This is a genomic window from Kluyvera genomosp. 1, from assembly GCF_001266615.1.
Lineage (GTDB): Bacteria > Pseudomonadota > Gammaproteobacteria > Enterobacterales > Enterobacteriaceae > Kluyvera > Kluyvera cryocrescens_A.
In genome coordinates this window covers 328,002-347,067 of record NZ_LGHZ01000004.1, presented here as the reverse complement: position 1 = coordinate 347,067, position 19,066 = coordinate 328,002, and the positions used below count along the sequence as shown (strand labels likewise).

At 54.5% G+C, this 19,066-nt stretch carries 17 protein-coding genes; 8 read left to right on the top strand and 9 right to left on the bottom strand.

The genetic code is table 11. From position 1 onward, the window contains the following. The first annotated feature begins 201 nt into the window (after window positions 1–201). From ascF to KP80_RS03490, 7 genes are all read left to right on the top strand, one after another. A complete protein-coding gene (gene ascF / locus KP80_RS03520; RefSeq protein WP_052282198.1) occupies window positions 202–1,659 on the top strand; it encodes a PTS cellobiose/arbutin/salicin transporter subunit IIBC in 1,458 nt (485 codons plus the stop codon). A 20-nt stretch (window positions 1,660–1,679) separates the two neighbouring features. Continuing rightward, complete coding sequence (locus KP80_RS03515; protein ID WP_052282197.1) at window positions 1,680–3,104, top strand: 6-phospho-beta-glucosidase; 1,425 nt, start codon at window positions 1,680–1,682, stop codon at window positions 3,102–3,104. 210 nt (window positions 3,105–3,314) lie between these two features. Beyond that, window positions 3,315–4,397 (top strand): LacI family DNA-binding transcriptional regulator, encoded by a 1,083-nt coding sequence (locus KP80_RS03510; RefSeq protein ID WP_052282223.1) that lies wholly within the window; start codon window positions 3,315–3,317, stop codon window positions 4,395–4,397. Between the two features lie 120 nt (window positions 4,398–4,517). After that, entirely contained in the window at window positions 4,518–7,595 is a 3,078-nt protein-coding gene (locus KP80_RS03505; protein ID WP_052282196.1) for a beta-galactosidase, read from the top strand. 55 nt (window positions 7,596–7,650) lie between these two features. Next, window positions 7,651–8,904, top strand: coding sequence for an MFS transporter (locus KP80_RS03500; protein WP_052282195.1), 1,254 nt, complete (start codon window positions 7,651–7,653; stop codon window positions 8,902–8,904). 28 nt (window positions 8,905–8,932) lie between these two features. Then, a complete protein-coding gene (gene lacA / locus KP80_RS03495) occupies window positions 8,933–9,544 on the top strand; it encodes a galactoside O-acetyltransferase (protein ID WP_052282194.1) in 612 nt (203 codons plus the stop codon). After that, entirely contained in the window at window positions 9,545–10,330 is a 786-nt protein-coding gene (locus KP80_RS03490; protein ID WP_052282193.1) for a nucleotidyltransferase domain-containing protein, read from the top strand. Window positions 10,331–10,486: 156 nt separating this feature from the next. On the opposite strand, the gene hycI is transcribed toward KP80_RS03490, so the two are convergent. From hycI to hycA, 9 genes are all read right to left on the bottom strand, one after another. Further along, the gene (hycI, locus tag KP80_RS03485) at window positions 10,487–10,960 is read right to left on the bottom strand and encodes a hydrogenase maturation peptidase HycI (RefSeq protein ID WP_052282192.1); all 474 of its coding nucleotides are present in this window, start codon (window positions 10,958–10,960) and stop codon (window positions 10,487–10,489) included. A 23-nt stretch (window positions 10,961–10,983) separates the two neighbouring features. After that, the gene (locus tag KP80_RS03480; protein WP_052282191.1) at window positions 10,984–11,394 is read right to left on the bottom strand and encodes a formate hydrogenlyase maturation HycH family protein; all 411 of its coding nucleotides are present in this window, start codon (window positions 11,392–11,394) and stop codon (window positions 10,984–10,986) included. Beyond that, the gene (locus KP80_RS03475) at window positions 11,391–12,158 is read right to left on the bottom strand and encodes an NADH-quinone oxidoreductase subunit B family protein (protein WP_052282190.1); all 768 of its coding nucleotides are present in this window, start codon (window positions 12,156–12,158) and stop codon (window positions 11,391–11,393) included. The genes KP80_RS03480 and KP80_RS03475 overlap by 4 nt, the downstream gene beginning before the upstream one ends. Next, entirely contained in the window at window positions 12,158–12,700 is a 543-nt protein-coding gene (locus KP80_RS03470) for a formate hydrogenlyase complex iron-sulfur subunit (protein WP_052282189.1), read from the bottom strand. Before KP80_RS03470 ends, KP80_RS03475 begins: the two co-directional genes overlap by 1 nt. A 166-nt stretch (window positions 12,701–12,866) precedes the next feature. Then, complete coding sequence (gene hycE, locus KP80_RS03465) at window positions 12,867–14,576, bottom strand: formate hydrogenlyase subunit HycE (protein WP_052282188.1); 1,710 nt, start codon at window positions 14,574–14,576, stop codon at window positions 12,867–12,869. A gap of 16 nt (window positions 14,577–14,592) precedes the next feature. Then, window positions 14,593–15,516, bottom strand: coding sequence for a respiratory chain complex I subunit 1 family protein (locus KP80_RS03460; protein WP_052282187.1), 924 nt, complete (start codon window positions 15,514–15,516; stop codon window positions 14,593–14,595). 2 nt (window positions 15,517–15,518) lie between these two features. Beyond that, window positions 15,519–17,345 carry a formate hydrogenlyase subunit 3 gene (gene hycC, locus KP80_RS03455; RefSeq protein ID WP_052282186.1) on the bottom strand — a complete coding sequence of 609 codons (1,827 nt, stop codon included), beginning with the start codon at window positions 17,343–17,345 and terminating at the stop codon, window positions 15,519–15,521. Continuing rightward, a complete protein-coding gene (locus tag KP80_RS03450; RefSeq protein ID WP_052282185.1) occupies window positions 17,342–17,950 on the bottom strand; it encodes a 4Fe-4S dicluster domain-containing protein in 609 nt (202 codons plus the stop codon). Before KP80_RS03450 ends, hycC begins: the two co-directional genes overlap by 4 nt. Window positions 17,951–18,033: 83 nt before the next feature. Further along, window positions 18,034–18,501 carry a formate hydrogenlyase regulator HycA gene (gene hycA / locus KP80_RS03445; RefSeq protein ID WP_052282184.1) on the bottom strand — a complete coding sequence of 156 codons (468 nt, stop codon included), beginning with the start codon at window positions 18,499–18,501 and terminating at the stop codon, window positions 18,034–18,036. Window positions 18,502–18,715: 214 nt separating this feature from the next. Here hycA and hypA point away from each other — a divergent pair, with 214 nt between their 5' ends. Continuing rightward, window positions 18,716–19,066 carry a hydrogenase maturation nickel metallochaperone HypA gene (gene hypA / locus KP80_RS03440; RefSeq protein WP_052282183.1) on the top strand — a complete coding sequence of 117 codons (351 nt, stop codon included), beginning with the start codon at window positions 18,716–18,718 and terminating at the stop codon, window positions 19,064–19,066.

Sequence of the window (19,066 nt, the reverse complement as noted above, 5' to 3'; positions counted from 1 at the left end):
AGCGAAAGCGGTTAGTTTTTAATCACGCCTGTTTTATGTGATCGGTTTCACGAATAAATTAAAAACAAATTTTAGATCTTGAGATCACAAAATAAACACAAGATGATTATGTGGAACCGGTTTCCTATACAACGTTTCCTTCCCGCGCAGCTTCCGGTGATGGACGAAAAGTACCCTACTGATAAAACAGGATAAAATCCGATGTCTAAAAATTATGCGGCCCTGGCGCAGTCCGTCGTCGGCGCGCTTGGCGGCGTGGATAACATCACCGCCGTCACCCACTGTATGACGCGTCTGCGTTTCGTGCTGAAAGACGATACGCGGGTGGATAGCGCGAGCCTCAAAGGCATCAGCGGCGTGATGGGCGTGGTACGTAACGAAAATCAGTGCCAGGTGATTATCGGCAACACCGTGTCACAGGCGTTCCGCGAAGTCGTGAGCCTGCTGCCGGGTGATATGCAGCCTGCCGCGCCGGTTGGGAAACCGAAACTCACGTTAAAACGCATCGGCGCGGGGATCCTCGACGCGCTGATCGGCACCATGTCACCGCTGATCCCCGCCATTATCGGTGGATCAATGGTGAAACTATTGGCGATGATCCTTGAGATGACCGGCGTGCTGCCAAAAGGCGCCCCGACATTAACCATTCTGACGGTAATCGGCGACGGCGCGTTCTTCTTCCTGCCGCTGATGGTTGCCGCCTCTGCGGCCGTTAAATTCAAAACCAACATGTCGCTGGCCATCGCGATCGCCGGGGTACTGGTGCACCCGAGCTTTATCGAATTGATGGCGAAAGCCGCGCAGGGCGAACACGTTGAATTCGCCTATATCCCGGTGACCGCGGTGAAATATACCTACACGGTAATCCCGGCGCTGGTGATGACCTGGTGTCTGTCTTACATCGAGCGCTGGGTTGATAAAATTACCCCGGCGGTGACCAAAAACTTCCTCAAACCGATGCTGATTGTGCTGATTGCCGCGCCGCTGGCGATCCTGCTGATCGGCCCTATCGGCATCTGGATCGGTAGCGCTATCTCCGCGCTGGTATACACCATTCACGGCTATCTCGGCTGGCTGTCCGTCGCTATTATGGGCGCGCTGTGGCCGCTGCTGGTGATGACCGGGATGCACCGCGTCTTTACGCCAACCATCATTCAAACCATTGCCGAAACCGGCAAAGAAGGGATGGTGATGCCATCTGAAATTGGCGCCAACCTGTCGCTCGGCGGTTCATCGCTGGCGGTTGCCTGGAAAACCAAAAACCCGGAACTGCGCCAAACCGCGCTGGCGGCCGCCGCATCCGCCATTCTGGCCGGTATTTCGGAACCTGCGCTTTACGGCGTCGCCATTCGTCTGAAGCGCCCGCTGATTGCCAGTCTGATTAGCGGCTTTATCTGCGGCGGTATCGCAGGAGCCGTTGGCCTTGCCAGCCATTCAATGGCCGCACCGGGTCTCTTCACCAGCGTGCAGTTCTTCGACCCATCAAACCCAATGACCATCGTCTGGGTCTTCGGCGTGATGGCGCTGGCGGTTGTACTGTCCTTCGTGCTGACGCTGATTCTGGGCTTTGAAGATATTCCGGTTGAAGACGCTGCCGCCGAGGCACGCAAGCGTCAGGCCACTCAACCTACTGGCGTCACAGCACCACAAATTTCCTGATTGTTTAAGCGAGGTAACGCATGTCGACATTTCCGCAAGGCTTTCTCTGGGGCGGCGCACTAGCCGCCAACCAGGCCGAAGGGGGCTATCTTGAGGGCGGCAAAGGGCTGACCACCGTGGATATGATCCCCCACGGAAGCAACCGCCTGCCGGTCAAACTCGGCCAGGAAAAGCGCTTTGCGCTGCGTGACGATGAGTTCTACCCGAGCCATCAGGCGATCGATTTCTATCATCGCTACAAAGAGGATATTGCCCTGATGGCTGAGATGGGGTTTAGCGTATTTCGCACCTCCATCGCCTGGAGCCGTCTGTATCCAAATGGCGATGAGCTGACGCCAAACGAAGAGGGTATTGCCTTCTATCGTGACCTGTTCCGCGAATGCAAAAAGTACGGTATCGAACCGCTGGTCACTCTGTGCCACTTCGACGTACCGATGCATCTGGTCACCGAATATGGTTCATGGCGTAACCGCAAAATGGTGGAGTTTTTCACCCGCTATGCGCGCACCTGTTTTGAAGCCTTTGACGGGCTGGTGAAATACTGGTTGACCTTTAACGAAATCAACATCATGTTGCACAGCCCGTTCTCCGGGGCCGGGCTGGTGTTTGAAGCGGGCGAGAATCAGGATCAGGTGAAGTATCAGGCAGCACACCACGAACTGGTGGCGAGCGCGCTGGCGACCCAAATCGCCCATGAGGTGAACCCGCAAAATCAGGTAGGCTGTATGCTGGCCGGCGGGAATTTCTATCCTTATTCCTGCAAACCGGAAGACGTATGGGCCGCGCTGGAAAAAGACCGTGAAAACCTGTTCTTTATCGACGTACAGGCACGCGGTGCTTATCCATCGTACTCGGCACGCGTGTTCCGCGAAAAAGGCGTAACCATCGCCAAAGAGCCTGGAGATGACGAGGCACTGAAGCACACCGTCGATTTCGTGTCGTTTAGCTACTACGCCTCGCGCTGCGCGTCGGCGGAGATGAACGCTAACAATACCAACGCAGCAAATATCGTTAAATCACTGAAAAACCCGTACATTGAGGCCAGCGAATGGGGCTGGGGCATCGACCCGCTTGGCCTGCGTATCACCATGAACATGATGTATGACCGCTACCAGAAGCCGCTGTTTCTGGTGGAAAACGGGCTCGGGGCGAAAGACGTGGTGGAAGCCAACGGCGAGATCAACGACGACTACCGCATCAGCTATCTGCGTGAGCACATCCGCGCCATGGGTGATGCCATTGAAGATGGGATTCCGGTGATCGGCTACACCACCTGGGGCTGTATTGACCTGGTGGCCGCCTCGACCGGCGAAATGAGTAAACGCTACGGGTTTGTCTACGTCGACCGTGACGACGCGGGCAACGGCACGCTGGCGCGTACGCGCAAGAAATCGTTCGGGTGGTATAAGAAGGTGATTGCCAGCAACGGCGAGGATTTGGCTTAAATCCCCATCAACGTAACGCCCGATGTTGTGCATTTAAGATTGAGATACTCGGGGCGACCACCGGGTTTGGCGTCCCTCCGGGAACCCCATCCCGGTATTTCCCCTCATTCATTCGCTTAAGTGGACGATATTGGGTGTGACACAGGGTAAAAATCCGTCTGAATATGGCATCATAACGCGTAGAACATGTTGAATTCAGGGGTAATGAGTGTGAAACCGGTAACGCTATACGATGTTGCAGACCATGCGGGGGTCTCTTATCAGACCGTCTCTCGCGTAGTGAATCAGGCTCGCCATGTTTCCGCCAAAACCCGTGAAAAAGTCGAAGCTGCCATGGCTGAGCTAAATTACATTCCCAACCGTGTTGCCCAACAGCTGGCTGGCAAACAGACGCCGCTTATCGGCGTTGCCACCAGCAATCTTGCGCTACATGCGCCGTCACAGATTGTCGCGGCGATTAAATCCCGTGCCGACAGTTCAGGTGCAAGCGTAGTCATCGCGATGGTGGAACGTAACGGCCTGGAAGCCTGTAAAGCCGCAGTGCATAACCTGCTGACGCAACGGGTAACCGGTTTGATCGTTAACTACCCGCTTGATGAAAATGATGCTCTTGACGTTGCGGCAAGTTGTGGCAACGTGCCGGTACTGTTTCTTGACGTTTCTGACGAATTCCCGATTAACAGCGTGATTTTTTCCCACGATGAGGGGGCGCGTTTGGGAGTTGAGCATCTGGTCGAACATGGGCATCAGCGCATTGCGCTGCTGGCCGGGCCGCACTCATCGGTTTCGGCGCGACTGAGGCTCGCAGGATGGCATAAATACCTGGCGCATTACCAACTACAGCCAGTTGCAGAAACAGAAGGAGACTGGAGCGCAATGTCCGGTTTTCAGCAAACTTTACAGATACTGAATAGCGGCACCCTACCAACCGCGATGCTGGTCGCGAACGATCAGATGGCCCTTGGCGCGATGCGGGCAATCAGCGAGTTCGGTCTGCGCGTAGCGAACGACATCTCAGTAATTGGCTATGATGATACTGAGGACAGCGCCTGCTATATCCCGCCGCTGACTACCATCAGACAGGATTTTTCGCTGCTCGGTAAAACGAGTGTAGACAAACTGCTACAACTCTCTGGCACTGAACCCGCCACTAACAACCAGTTACTGCCCGTTTCACTGATTCAACGTAAAACAGTTTGTCCGCCCAATACCCACGTGGCCTCCCCTGAGGTATTAGCCAGTTCACTCATCCAGCTAGCCCGGCAGATCTCTCAGCTTTCACCCAAAAAGTGATCGCGTAAAATTGTGTGAGTGAGTTCACTTATTACCCATCTCATCCTTTACAGAAATAACACTCCGCCCCTATTTTAACAAAAATTGTGAGCGGATAACAATTTCTATAAGGATACAGATATGTCCCTGAACACCGATTCACTCGCCGCCGTATTGAAACGTCGCGACTGGGAAAACCCTGGCGTAACACAGCTCAACCGTCTGGAAGCACACCCTCCTTTTTATAGCTGGCGAAATGCCGATGATGCTCATTCCAGACGAGAATCGCCACAAAAGCGCAGCCTGAACGGGCAATGGAAATTTAGCTGGTTTGCCGCCCCTGAAGCCGTTCCGGAAAGCTGGCTGTCCCACGACTTGCCTCAGGCAGATACCATCAACGTCCCCTCCAACTGGCAGATGGACGGTTATGATGCCCCTATTTACACCAACGTGACTTATCCCATTCCGGTTAATCCGCCGTTTGTTCCGGCCAGCAACCCCACCGGATGTTACTCGCTCACATTCAATATTGATGAGACCTGGCTTCAAGAAGGCCAGACGCGGATCATTTTTGACGGCGTGAACTCAGCGTTCCATCTTTGGTGTAACGGACGCTGGGTGGGCTACGGACAGGATAGTCGCCTGCCGTCTGAATTCGATCTCAGCCATTATCTGCTTAGCGGTGAAAACCGCCTGGCGGTCATGGTGCTGCGCTGGAGCGATGGCAGCTATCTGGAAGATCAGGATATGTGGCGGATGAGCGGGATTTTCCGCGATGTTGCTTTGCAACATAAACCCGCCACGCATATCAACGACCTGCGAATTAACACCCATTTTAATGACGACTTCAGCCGTGCCGTTCTGGAAACGCAAGTTCGGGTCGCCGGTGAGCTGCACGATGATTTACGCGTGACGGTGCAACTGTGGGATAACGAAACGCTAATCGGTGAAAGCACTGGCCCGTTGGGCAGTGAAATTATTGATGAGCGCGGAGCCTATCACGACCGCATTACCCTGCGTCAGAACGTCAAAGAACCCGCGCTGTGGAGTGCGGAGACGCCAAATCTTTATCGTGCCGTGGTGAAGTTGCATACCGCCGACGGCGCGCTGATAGAAGCGGAAGCCTGTGATGTCGGCTTCCGTCAGGTCCGCATTGATAACGGTCTGCTGCTGTTGAATGGTAAACCATTGCTGATACGCGGCACCAACCGTCATGAGCATCACCCGGTAAATGGTCAGGTGATGGACGAGGCAACGATGGTGCAGGATATCGTGCTGATGAAGCAGAACAACTTCAACGCCGTGCGCTGCTCTCATTATCCCAATCACCCACTGTGGTACACGCTGTGCGATCGTTACGGTCTGTATGTGGTGGATGAAGCGAATATTGAGACCCACGGGATGGTACCCATGAATCGCCTGACCGACGATCCCGACTGGCTGCCTGCCATGAGCCAGCGCGTCACCAGAATGGTACAACGTGACCGTAATCATCCAAGCATTATCATCTGGTCACTGGGTAACGAGTCAGGCCATGGGGCCAACCACGATGCGCTCTATCGCTGGCTGAAGTCAGAAGATCCCTCCCGGCCGGTGCAATACGAAGGCGGCGGAGCAAATACTGCCGCCACCGACATCATCTGTCCGATGTACGCGCGTGTCGATCAAGATCAGCCCTTCCCTGCTGTACCAAAATGGTCAATCAAGAAATGGTTGTCATTACCTGGCGAGCAGCGCCCGCTGATCCTGTGCGAATATGCCCACGCCATGGGAAACAGTTTCGGCGGTTTCGCCAAATACTGGCAGGCATTCCGTCAATATCCACGCCTGCAGGGCGGCTTTGTCTGGGACTGGGTGGATCAGTCGTTAATTAAATATGATGAGAACGGCAATCCTTGGTCAGCCTACGGCGGCGATTTTGGTGATACGCCAAACGACCGCCAGTTCTGCATGAATGGGCTGGTTTTCGCCGACAGGACGCCGCACCCGGCATTGTATGAAGCCAAGCATGAACAGCAGTTTTTCCAGTTTGTATTGTTGCCGGGATCCACATACCAGATTGAAGTCATCAGCGAATACCTGTTCCGCCATAGCGATAACGAAGTGCTGCACTGGGCGCTGACGCTGGACGGTAAACCGCTGGCTTCAGGCACGACGACGCTGGATATCTCGCCACAAGGACGCCAGGTCATCACCCTACCAGAACTCCCGAAACAAGAGGATGCCGGTGAGCTGTGGCTGACAGTCCGCGTCGAGCAACCGCAGGCCACCGCATGGTCAGAGGCGGGACATACTTGCGCCTGGCAACAATGGAAGGTTGGCGAAAAACTCTGCGCGCAGCGGTCAAAACCTGCCGGGCACGCTCCCCAGCTCACCACTCGTGAGGACGGATATAGCATCACCGTCAGCAATAAACGCTGGGAGTTTAGCCGCCAACTGGGCCTGCTCACACAGTACATGATTGGCGAAGAAGCACAGCTGTTGACGCCGCTCGTCGATCAGTTTACCCGCGCACCGCTAGACAACGATATCGGCGTAAGCGAATCAACCCGCATTGACCCTAACGCCTGGGTAGAGCGCTGGAAGGCCGCCGGTCACTATCAGCTTGAGGCGACCTTACAGCAATGCGAGGCGGACGCGCTGGCAAGCGCAGTGCTCATTACCACCACGCATTCGTGGCAGTACCGCGGAGAGACGCTGTTTGTCAGCCGCAAAACGTACCGCATTGACGACCAAGGCGAGATGCAAATCAGCGTGAATGTTGAGGTTGCCAGCGGCACACCGCACCCGGCGCGTATCGGTCTGACCTGCCAGCTTGCGCTGGTGGCGGAGCGGGTCAACTGGCTGGGATTAGGCCCACATGAAAACTATCCGGACCGACTTTCCTCCGCCTGCGTTGATCGTTGGGATCAGCCACTGGAAGCAATGTATACCCCCTATGTTTTCCCATGTGAAAACGGCCTACGTTGTCACACCCGCGAGCTAAGCTATGGCGAGCACTCCTGGCGCGGTGATTTCCAATTCAACATCAGCCGTTATGGTCAGAAGCAACTGATGGAGACCAGCCATCGCCATCTGCTGCAACCGGAAGCGGGGACCTGGCTCAATATTGATGGCTTCCATATGGGTGTAGGTGGCGACGACTCCTGGAGCCCTTCTGTATCACCGGAATATCAACTGAGCGCCGGACGCTACCACTACCAGCTTATCTGGGGTTAAAAGTAATAAGCTGGCAGGTTGCCCCCTGCCAGCATCCTTCGAAAGGAAGTTCATCATGTATTATTTAAAAAATACTAATTTCTGGATGTTTGGCCTTTTCTTCTTCTTTTACTTTTTCATTATGGGTGCCTATTTCCCCTTCTTCCCTATCTGGTTACACGATATAAACCATATCAGTAAAGGGGATACTGGTATTATCTTCGCTTGTATTTCTCTGTTTTCGTTGCTGTTCCAGCCTATTTTCGGTTTGCTTTCTGACAAGCTTGGCCTGCGTAAACATCTACTGTGGGTGATTACCGGAATGCTGGTGATGTTTGCTCCGTTCTTTATTTACGTCTTTGGTCCGTTATTACAAACCAATATTTTACTGGGATCGATTGTCGGCGGTATTTATCTCGGCTTTATTTACAATGCCGGCGCCCCTGCGATTGAAGCCTATATTGAAAAAACCAGTCGCCGGAGTCACTTCGAATTTGGGCGCGCACGTATGTTTGGTTGCGTAGGCTGGGCGCTATGCGCCTCGATTGCCGGAATTATGTTTAACATCAATAACCAGTTTGTCTTCTGGCTGGGCTCTGGCTGTGCGGTCATTCTAGCCTTGTTGTTGTTCTTTTCAAAAACAGAAGCCCCTTCTTCTGCACAGGTCGCGGACGCGGTGGGCGCTAACCATTCTGCCTTCAGCCTTAAGCTGGCTTTGGAACTGTTTAAGCAACCAAAGCTTTGGTTTCTTTCACTCTACGTGGTCGGCGTCTCCTGTACATATGACGTGTTTGACCAACAGTTTGCCAACTTCTTCACCTCGTTCTTTGCCACCGGCGAACAGGGCACCCGCGTGTTTGGCTATGTCACGACCATGGGAGAATTACTCAACGCCTCCATCATGTTCTTTGCGCCATTGATTGTGAATCGCATCGGGGGCAAGAACGCACTACTGCTGGCAGGAACGATTATGTCGGTGCGAATTATCGGTTCCTCATTCGCGACCTCTGCGCTAGAAGTCGTTATCCTGAAAACGCTGCATATGTTTGAGATACCGTTCCTCATCGTCGGCTGCTTCAAATACATCACCAGCCAGTTTGAGGTGCGTTTCTCCGCGACGATTTATCTGGTGTGCTTCTGTTTCTTCAAACAGTTAGCGATGATTTTTATGTCGGTACTGGCTGGCAACATGTATGAAAGCATTGGTTTCCAGGGCGCTTATCTGGTTCTGGGAATGATTGCACTGACCTTCACAGCCATTTCAGTGTTTACCCTTAGTGGCGCAAAACCTTTTTCCCATTACATCATGAAAAGTAGCCAGGAAATTTAAACTTGAATTTAAGGATGAAATAACGCCAATGACAATTTCCATGAGAGATAGAATAAAATCAGGCATGCTGTACACGGATATGTGTGAAGGATTGCCAGAGGAACGATTACGTGGAAAGGAGTTAATGCATGACTTTAATAATACACGGCCATCCGAAGATAAAAAAAGAATTGAACTCATTTACCAAATGTTCGGTAAAGTGGGGAAAAACCCCTGGATTGAACCACCAATACACTTTGCCTACGGCAGTAATATTTTTATTGGTGACTGCTTTTATGCCAACTTCAATTTCACCATTGTTGATGATCATACGGTGACGATTGGCGATAACGTCCTGATTGCTCCTAACGTCACAATTTCCGTCACCGGACACCCAGTCCATCATGAGTTGAGAAAAAATGGCGACATGTTCTCTTTCCCGGTGACAATAGGAAACAACGTGTGGATCGGTAGCAATGTTGTTATCAATCCTGGGGTAACGATTGGCGAGAATACCGTTATCGGTGCGGGCAGCGTAGTTACAAAAGATATCCCCGCAAATGTCGTGGCGGCAGGTGTTCCATGTAAAGTCATCAGAGAGATTACCGACCGGGATAAAGAGTATTACTATAAAGACTTTAAAGTCGAAACGGCGAATTAAATGTATCAGCACCATAGAGATACCATTGATAAAGCCATCAAGAAGCTCAGCAAGGATAAGAAGATTCTCGCTGCCATTCTTGGCGGGTCTGTTGCTCATGGCTTTGCTGCTGAATCTTCCGATATCGACTTAATGCTTGTTTTGTCTGAGGAAGATTACCAGCAGGCAATTCATCATGGAGACCTGCACTATGTCGATAAGGAATCGGCCGACTATCCAGGAGGGTATGTCGAAGGCAAATATATAAGCGAATCGTTTATCAAAGCGGTTGCGGAAAAAGGCAGTGAACCCGCCCGCTTTGCCTTTAAGGATGCCATCCTACTCTATTCTTATTTGGATAATATTAATGGTTTAATTTCTGCGGCATCGGCATATCCCCGTCACAATAAGGCCGATAAATTAGAGAAATTTCATGCCCAGTTTGACGGCTGGAACTGGATGTATCATGAAGGATTAAAAACAAACGATCTTTACGTCATTAATTATGCCGTCACTCATCTTTGTCTTTTTTCCGGACGTCTATTACTGGCGCACAATGAATTACTCTACCCTTATCACAAATGGTTTTTGAAGGTATTGGAAACCGCTCCCGATAGACCCAGAGATATCATTAAAATAATAAACTCAGCCTTAATAACAAAAAGCGAAAGCGATGTGAGTCATTTATACCAATCAGTCAAAAACTTTCATGACTGGCCGCAATATCAACATGGTTGGGTCGCTAAGTTTGTTATAGATAGTGAGATAAACTGGCTCAATGGGCCAGTTCCCATTGCTGATTTATAATGATGATGTCTGTGCTTAATCCTTCGGGCAACCCGGGTATTCACTCGCTGCCCTGCTGCTTGAAGAGTTTTGTGTACAACTCATTTCCCACACGGTCTCTTGAGGCGACAATCAGCTCAAGAGACCATTTATCCTGAGAGGAAGCGCGAAGGAAAACTACTCTTCTTCTTCAACCGCTAACGGTTCAAAACCGCCATTCCCTTCCCAGCCTTCAAGACGCTGGTAAACCACGTCCACCGCATCTTTAATCGCTTGGGTCATCGGGTAATAAAAACCAACAATATCCGGCTGAATGCCGAGGAAAATCACCTCGCCCACATCCTCTTTAAGCTGGTCGATAAGGTAATTCAGCGGCATGTTATGGGTGGTCATCATAAACATCTCGGCGATGTCGTCCGGGTCGATAATCCGTATCTCGCCGGGATTGAGCCCCATATCGGTCGCATCAACCAGCAGCAGACGCGACGGGTTCAGTTCGCGGATAGCGACGATATCATTCTCCGGCGCGCTGCCGCCGTCGATCACAACCCACGCCCCTTTCGGCTGGGCCGCGCACATTTCTGCCAGCAGCGGGCCCGCGCCGTCGTCGCCCATCATGCTATTGCCGACACAGAGTAAAACGTCAGTCATGTTGATTCCTCAATCGTTAAAATTCAGTCGCGCAGGCGACGCACCATCAGATAGATAGCGCTCTCCTGGTGGATGGCGTGCAGCATATTGAGCATCGACTGGCTCCACTCCTGCTGCGCTGGCGTTTGGGACGCACGCGCTTTATCAAACGCGTTCGCCAGCATCGACACATGGTTGCTGTCGATAACAATCTCACCGTATTTCGGCACACCTTCCATTTTACGCCGCGCCGTACTGTCCGCTTCGAGCGTGCCAATCCACGCCAGATACTCATCCCACGGGCAGGTTAGCGCAGCTTCGAGGCAGTCGATGACCCCGAGGTGGTGGCCAATCGCCAGGCTGTAATAGACAACCTGCTGCGCCTCATCAGGCGTGGCATCGTTCTCATCAATAAATTTACGGCTCAGTTGACTGAACACCACCTGTTCGCTCATCGAATACGTGCCTCTTCTACTACGTGACTCAGTTGCGTGACGATTTCCGTCAGACGCGGATCGTTTTCCGTGGCCAGCCATTGCTGTACCTGGGTTTCCCCCTGGTTCAGACGCAGCATATAGTCGTCGGCAATTTGGCGACCATAGCGGTAACCAGCCAGACGACGCGCGGCGCGGTCAATCTGCACGCGCAGCGGCTGGACCATATCCGGATGCAGAATTTCTGCCGGCTGTGCGTCCAGTTCTCCCGGCGCACGGGCATGAATTTTCTGCTCCAGCAGGCCCAGCGCCATGGCGAAACCGTACAGCGTCGCAGCAGGCGTTGGTGGGCAACCAGGAATATACACGTCGACCGGCACTATTTTGTCGGTGCCGCCCCAGACGCAATACAGGTCGTGGAAGATACCGCCGCTGTTACCGCAGGCCCCATAGGAGATGCAGATTTTTGGGTCCGGCGCGGACTGCCAGGCGCGAAGCGCCGGCGAACGCATGGCGCGGGTCACCGCACCGGTGAACAGCAGAATGTCGGCGTGACGCGGCGATGGCACCACTTTGATGCCAAAACGTTCGGCATCGAACAGCGGTGACAGGGTGGCGAAAATTTCAATTTCACAGCCGTTACAGCCCCCGCAGTCGACGCGGTAAACGTAGGCGGAACGCTTAATATTTTGTAGCAGCGACGCTTTCATGCTGGCGATAGACTCATCTACCGTCATCGGCACCGGCATGCCGTTGTCGTCGCGTGGCCCGATTAAGTTGCTCATCAGATAGCCCCTTTCATGTGGCGAGTCAGGTCAATACGGTCGGAAGGCACCAAACATTTCTGACGCTTACATTCCGGGCAGGTCTCAAAGCTCTCGCGGTGATTTTCCGCGCGGCTGTCGCCATTGTGTTTTAACAGCGCAATGGCGTAATCAATCTCTTTTTGCACGGCAAACGGACGCTGGCAGACACGACAGTTGCAGATATCAAAGCGCGACTGCTGGAGGAAATCCTCTTTTTTCCACACCGCCAGCTCATATTCCTGCGACAGCTTGATGGCTGCCGTTGGGCACACTTCTTCACAGCGGCCGCAGAAGATGCAGCGGCCGAGGTTGAACTGCCACGCCAGCTGGTTGGTTACGCGGTCGGTTTCCACCGTCAGCGCATTCGACGGGCAGGCGTTAACGCACGCCGCGCAGCCGATACACTGCTGCGGATTGTGTTCCGGCTTGCCGCGAAAGTTTTTATCAACCGGCATCGGCTCCAGCGGATAGGACGATGTCGTCACGCCGGTTTTTATGGCTTTTTTAATAAAGGTAAACATAGTTGCTCCCAGCTTGTGTGCGGTGCTTTACCCTCACCCTAGCCCTCTCCCTACAAGGGAGAGGGGACAAAACGGCGTGGTCGGTTAACCCGGACGCTGCCTGCCCTTCCCCCTCGCCCCTATGGGGAGAGGGCCGGTGTGAGGGGCCCCTCACACAAAGGCCCAATTATTTCAGCGGCGAGTTCTTACGCTCGATGCTGTAGCGCTCAAGCTCTTTGTACGGCACGACCTTGCTCTTTTTCTTACGTACATCGACCACGGTCATGCGGTCGGTACAGGAGTAACAAGGGTCGAGGCTACCGATAATCAGCGGCGCATCGGAGACGGTGTTGCCGCGCAGCATGTAGCGCAGGGTCGGCCAGTTAGCGTAGGTCGCCGCGCGGCAGCGCCAGCGGTACAGCTTCTGGTTGTCACCGGTCATGCTCCAGTGGATATCGTCACCGCGCGGTGCTTCGGAGAAGCCAAGCGCAAAGCGGTGTGGAATATAGGTGAAACCTTCCACCGCCAGCGGGCCGCCCGGCAGGTTATCAAGACCGTAGTCAATCATGTTCAGCGCGGTGAACACTTCGTTGATACGCACTTTCAGGCGCGAGATAACATCGCAACCCTGCTCGCTATGCACTTCCATTGGCAGCAGACCGTAGCCGACAAACGGGTGATCGGCGCGGGTGTCACGGGCGTGACCGCTGGCGCGAACCATTGGGCCGACGTTACTGAAGTCGCGGGCGATTTGCGGATCCAGGCGGCCGATGCCGACGGTGCGCTGTTCCATGTTTGGCGTGCTAAGCAGAATATCCACCAGATCCTGGACGTCACGACGCATCTGCTGTGCCAGTTGACGGGTCTGAATCATGTCGTCTTTCAGGAAGTCGCGACGGATACCGCCAATCAGATTCAGGCCGTAGGTTTTACGCGCACCGGTGAGGATTTCTGCCATTTTCATGGAGGCTTCACGGACGCGGAAGAACTGCATAAAGCCGGAGTCGAAGCCGGTGAAGTGACAGGCCAGGCCGAGGTTCAGCAGGTGCGAGTGCAGACGTTCAACTTCCAGCAGAATGGCGCGAATCATCTGCGCGCGTTCCGGCACCACGATACCCATCGCGTTCTCGACGGAAGTGGTGTAAGCGGTGCTGTGGGCAAAGCCGCAGATGCCGCACACGCGGTCTGACAGGAAGGTCACTTCGTTGTAACCCATCCGGGTTTCCGCCAGTTTCTCCATGCCGCGGTGGACGTAGAACAGACGGTAGTCGGCGTCGATAATGTTTTCGCCATCGACGAACAGGCGGAAGTGGCCCGGTTCATCAGAGGTCACGTGCAGCGGGCCAATTGGCACTACGTTGTTTTTCTTGGTACCCAGTTCGTTGATGAACTCATAGGTCTCGGCATCGGTGGTCGGCGCCGGGCGCTGACGATAGTCCATGCTGTCTTTACGCAGCGGATACAGCTCGTCCGGCCAATCGTCCGGCAGCACCAGGCGACGCTCGTCCGGCAGGCCGACCGGGATCAGGCCGTACATATCGCGCACTTCACGCTCGCCCCAGACCGCAGCCGGCACGCGCGGCGTGACGGACGGATATTCGAGGGTGTTAGCGTCCACTTCTACGCGCACGGTAATCCAGCATTTGGTGCCACTTTCCATCGACAGCACGTAGTAGACGGCATAGTGACCGTTCAGCTTACGTTCATCGTTGCCGAATAACACCGACAGCCAGCCGCCCTGCTGGTAGTAAAGAAACTCGACGACTTCCGGCAGGTAGTTGACCTTCACGGTAATCGTTAACTGGTCTTTGGTCTGCCAGGCTTCGTCAAGCACTACGCCCGGGAAGGCCTGGTGCAGCGCTGCGAGGTAGTGTTGACCCACTTTTTCTTCAGACATGCTCAAAACTCTCTTATCACGCCACCAGCAAGGAGACGAATGCTAAAAAGGCCAAACCGAATCCGGTCCAGGTGATACGGCCGGTAATATCCAGACGCAGACGCGCCATGCTGTTTTCGAACAGCGCGATAATCAGTACGCCCACCACCAGCTTGACGATGGCGGCAATCACCGCCAGTACCAGACCGCCAACGCTAAAGCTGGTCATCTGGCCCCACGGGATAAAGACGCCGACAAACATCTGCAGCACCACTAGCTGTTTCAGGCTGATGCCCCACTTCAGCACGCCGAAACCGCTACCGCTATACTCGGAAAGCGGGCCTTCCTGCAGTTCCTGCTCTGCTTCCGCCAAATCGAACGGCAGCTTGCCCATTTCGATAAAGGTGGCAAAAGCACAGGCGCAAAACGCCAGCACCAGTGGAATGCTGCGGCTGACAGGCCAGTGATAGATGGCATCAGTGATATTGCTGATATGGGTAGACCCCGCCACCAGCGCCGCAACCCACAGACCGAGCAGCGGCATCGGCTCTACCAGCACACCGAGCATCGCTTCGCGACTCGCACCGATCGCCGTAAACGGGCTACCGGTATCCAGCCCAGCAATGGCGAAGAAGAAACGCGCCACGGCGAACAGGTAGATAAGCGTAATCAAATCGCCCAGGCCCGGCAGCGGCGACGCGACGGTCACCACCGGCAGCGCGGTGGCAATCGTCAGCATCACGCCCACCATCACAAACGGCGTCAGGCGGAAGACCCAGCCGGAAGCGTCCGGGCCAATGCTCTGGCGCCCCAGCAGTTTGATGATGTCGCGATACTCCTGCATCACGCCCGGCCCGCGACGGTTATGTAACCGTGCGCGCAGCACGCGGGTAATGCCAGAAAGCAGCGGCGCGACGGCAAACAGCACCAGCGCCTGCAATAAAGCAAATAAGACCGTCATGTTCAGGCTCCTTGAGAGATGACAATCACGACCAGAACCGCCAGTTCAACCAGCGCCAGACGAGCGAACAGCGGTGCTGCCGCCGCGTTCTGCCAGCCCGGAACCAGGGAGACCGGGTTAAGCCACTGACGCATTTTCAGAACCGGGGCAAAGGCCTGTTTCACCGGCATAGCAAAGCCGTGCGCGGTAATGACCATTGACTGCTCGTGGTCGTAACCACAAACCCAGGCCGCACCGCGAGAACGGCTCGGCAGGCGGTTGCCTTTGAGCAGGGCGAGAATGATGAACGGCAGCAAAGGACAGGCAATCAGCAGCAGCGTAATCATTGGCTGAGAGACCACGGTATGCGCGGTTTCGACTGGCAGCGGTACGGCTGAACCCAACAGCGGCAGCAGCCACGGCGCAGCAACACCACCGACGATGCACAGCAGCGCCATCACCACGGTGCTCACCGCCATCAGCAGCGGCGCGCAGCAGGCGTTTTCCGCCTCTTTAGTCCGCGGCGCGCCAAGGAAGGTCACGCCGTACACTTTCGCCATACACATCACCGCCAGTGCGCCGGTAATGGCTAAGCCAACGGCCAGCAGCGGCCCCAGCAGGCGCCCGACAAACGCGCCGCTATTGCTCAGCTTGAAGAAAGATTGATAGATAACCCACTCACCGGCAAAACCGTTCAGCGGCGGCAATGCGGCCATCGCCATCAGGCCAACCAGCATAGCGAGCGAAATCACCGGCATGCGTTTACCGATACCACCCAGTTTCTCGATATCACGGTGACCGGTACGGAACCAGACCGCACCCGCGCCAAGGAACAGCGTGGTTTTAAACAGGCTGTGGTTGAGCAAATGATACAGCCCCCCCACTAATCCCAGCGCGACCATCACCGGCTGTTGTAATGCCAGACCAGTAATGCCCACACCTAAACCGAGCAGGATGATGCCGATATTTTCCAGAGTGTGATACGCCAGCAGACGCTGGATGTTGTGCTCCATCAGCGCATACAGGCCGCCAACGAAAGCGGTGATCATGCCAAGAACCAGCAGCGCAATACCCCACCACAGCGGCTGCGTATTACCCAGCAGCGACACGGTCAAAATACCAAGTAAGCCCACTTTCATGACCACAGCGGAGAACAACGCCGCCGCCGGTGCGCTCGCATTAGCATGCGCCTGTGGCACCCAACCGTGCAGTGGGATAATCCCGGCCAGCAGGCCAAAGCCCAGTACGCTCAGCACCCAGATATCGGAGCCGAGTGGCAGCATCTGCGCGCGTTCGTTCAGCAGTGGCAGTTCCAGCGTGCCGTAGCGTTGCCACACCAGCAGGCAGGCAATCGCCAGCAAAATGGTGCCCAGGCGACCCAGTGCAAACCACAGTTTGCCGGAAGAGACACAGCCGGTGAGGAAGGCGCCACACAGCGCCATGATTTCCGCCATCACCACCAGCGAGCCAAAGTTGCTCGCAACAATGGCGCAAACGGCAGCCGCCAGCAGAACGTTCACCAACAGACCGTTATTCTTGACGTTGGGATGACGATGCCAGTCGATGTTGTACAGGCTGACAAACAGGCCGCACAGACCCAGCGCAATCAGCCAAACCGCATTCAGCGGCGTGACCAGCACGCTGAAATGAACCAGCGACAATCGGCCAATCACCGGAACAGCGTGAATCAGTACCTGAATCCCGGCAAGAGCGGCGCACAGGCTACCCAGCGCACCGCCAACCCCAGCGATAAAACCACTCAGGGATTTCTTGAATGACAGCAAAAAGGAGATCACGGCGGCAAAGGCAAACCACGCCACTGCGTTATTGATTAAGGTCATCACGCTCATTTCACCTCTCCTTGTTGCGCCTGGAACAGTGACAGATCGCCTAAATCGGTGTGGAAAGTCAGTTCGCGTTTACGGCGGCTGGCGCGGGCGATATCGGTGTTATTAACCAGATGCAGTGCTTTCGTCGGACAGGTGCGAACGCAGGCCGGGCCTTGTTCGTCGAAATGGCACAGGTCACATTTCACCGCGATAGCGCGTACGCCCGGCACCCAATCGAGCAGCGTACTGACGCGTGCAGGCGCCGGAGGTGCCGGCAGCGCTTTCGGTGAGTTGGCATTCGCCGGGATATCCAGCGGGCGGCTGCCGGAAAATTCAATCGCGCCAAACGGGCAAGCGATACCGCAAAGTTTGCAGCTGACGCACAGGCTTTCATTAAGCTGTACGGCACCATCAACGCGGGTAATGGCATTCACCGGGCACACCCCGGCGCACGGCGCGTCTTCGCAGTGGTGGCACATCTGCGGCGCGGATTCTTTTTCATTGAGCATTACTCTAAGCCGCGGCATCGATTGCAGGCCGTGATGGCGATGCGTTTCCGCGCAGGCCGCTTCACAGGTGCGGCAACCGATACAGACGGTAGAGTCAGCAATTACAAAACGATTCACCAGGTCTTCCTCAGGTGATAGTCATTTTTGACGAAATCATGCAGAGCAGGTGTCATTTCGACACCCGTCGACACACCGATAATTCAGGCAAGATTTGCCCGTTGAGGCTCACGTGCCAACTGGCCGAAATTGACCGGGCTGTCGCTCTCTAGCGCGGCATACAAGATGTTGTATACCGGAGAAATTTTATCCAGGTAGTGTTCCAGCACCTGCTCGCGGTCGCGGATATTGACGGTCCCGTCGATAAAACCACTGGCGTTGAGTTCAGCGCGCGCAACGCACTCTTTATTCAGGCCATCACGCGTTTCCACGTAGTACTCAACGGTGTGGCTGTTGAAGCCGTCGGACAGGCTTACGGATACCACGAAGTGCTCAAACAGCACGAAGCTCAGCTCTTTCTCCGGCGCGCAGTTCATGGCGTGATGCAGACGCGCTTTTGACAACGTGATCCCCTGAACCAGAGAGTTGCAGTACACACGCCATTGATCCTGATGGCGGCGGTGACGATCGGCGATAAAGTCGGCCTTTTCGCTAATTTCCCAAATAGTCATGTCGGTTACCCGGTTAATAGAAACAAGCCTCCTAAGCACTTTTCATGCCACATTTTTAACATAATGATTTTTATGATTTTTGTTCAAATGACATGTCTGTTGTGACATGTCATTTCGTCAAAGTGACATCGTCATCGACAGTCTTTGAAGCGGCTTTACTATCTCTGGCATCGTTATTGCATTACGTCTGCGAGAAATGAAAACAGGAGGCGTTATGCACGAAATTACGCTCTGCCAGCGCGCGCTGGAGATTGTCGAACAGCAGGCCATGCAGAATGGCGCCAAACGCGTCACCGGCGTCTGGATTAAAGTCGGCGCGTTTTCTTGCGTAGAGATCAGCGCAATGACCTTTTGTTTTGACCTGGTGTGCCGCGGCACGCTGGCTGAAGGCTGTGAACTCCACGTTGAAGAGCAAGAGGCGGAGTGCTGGTGTGAATCCTGCCAGCAGTACGTCCAGCTGGTATCGGTACACGTGCGGCGTTGCCCGCAGTGCAACAGCGATAACCTGCGTATCGTCGCCGACGACGGGTTACAGATTCAGCGAATTGAAATTGATCAGGAGTAA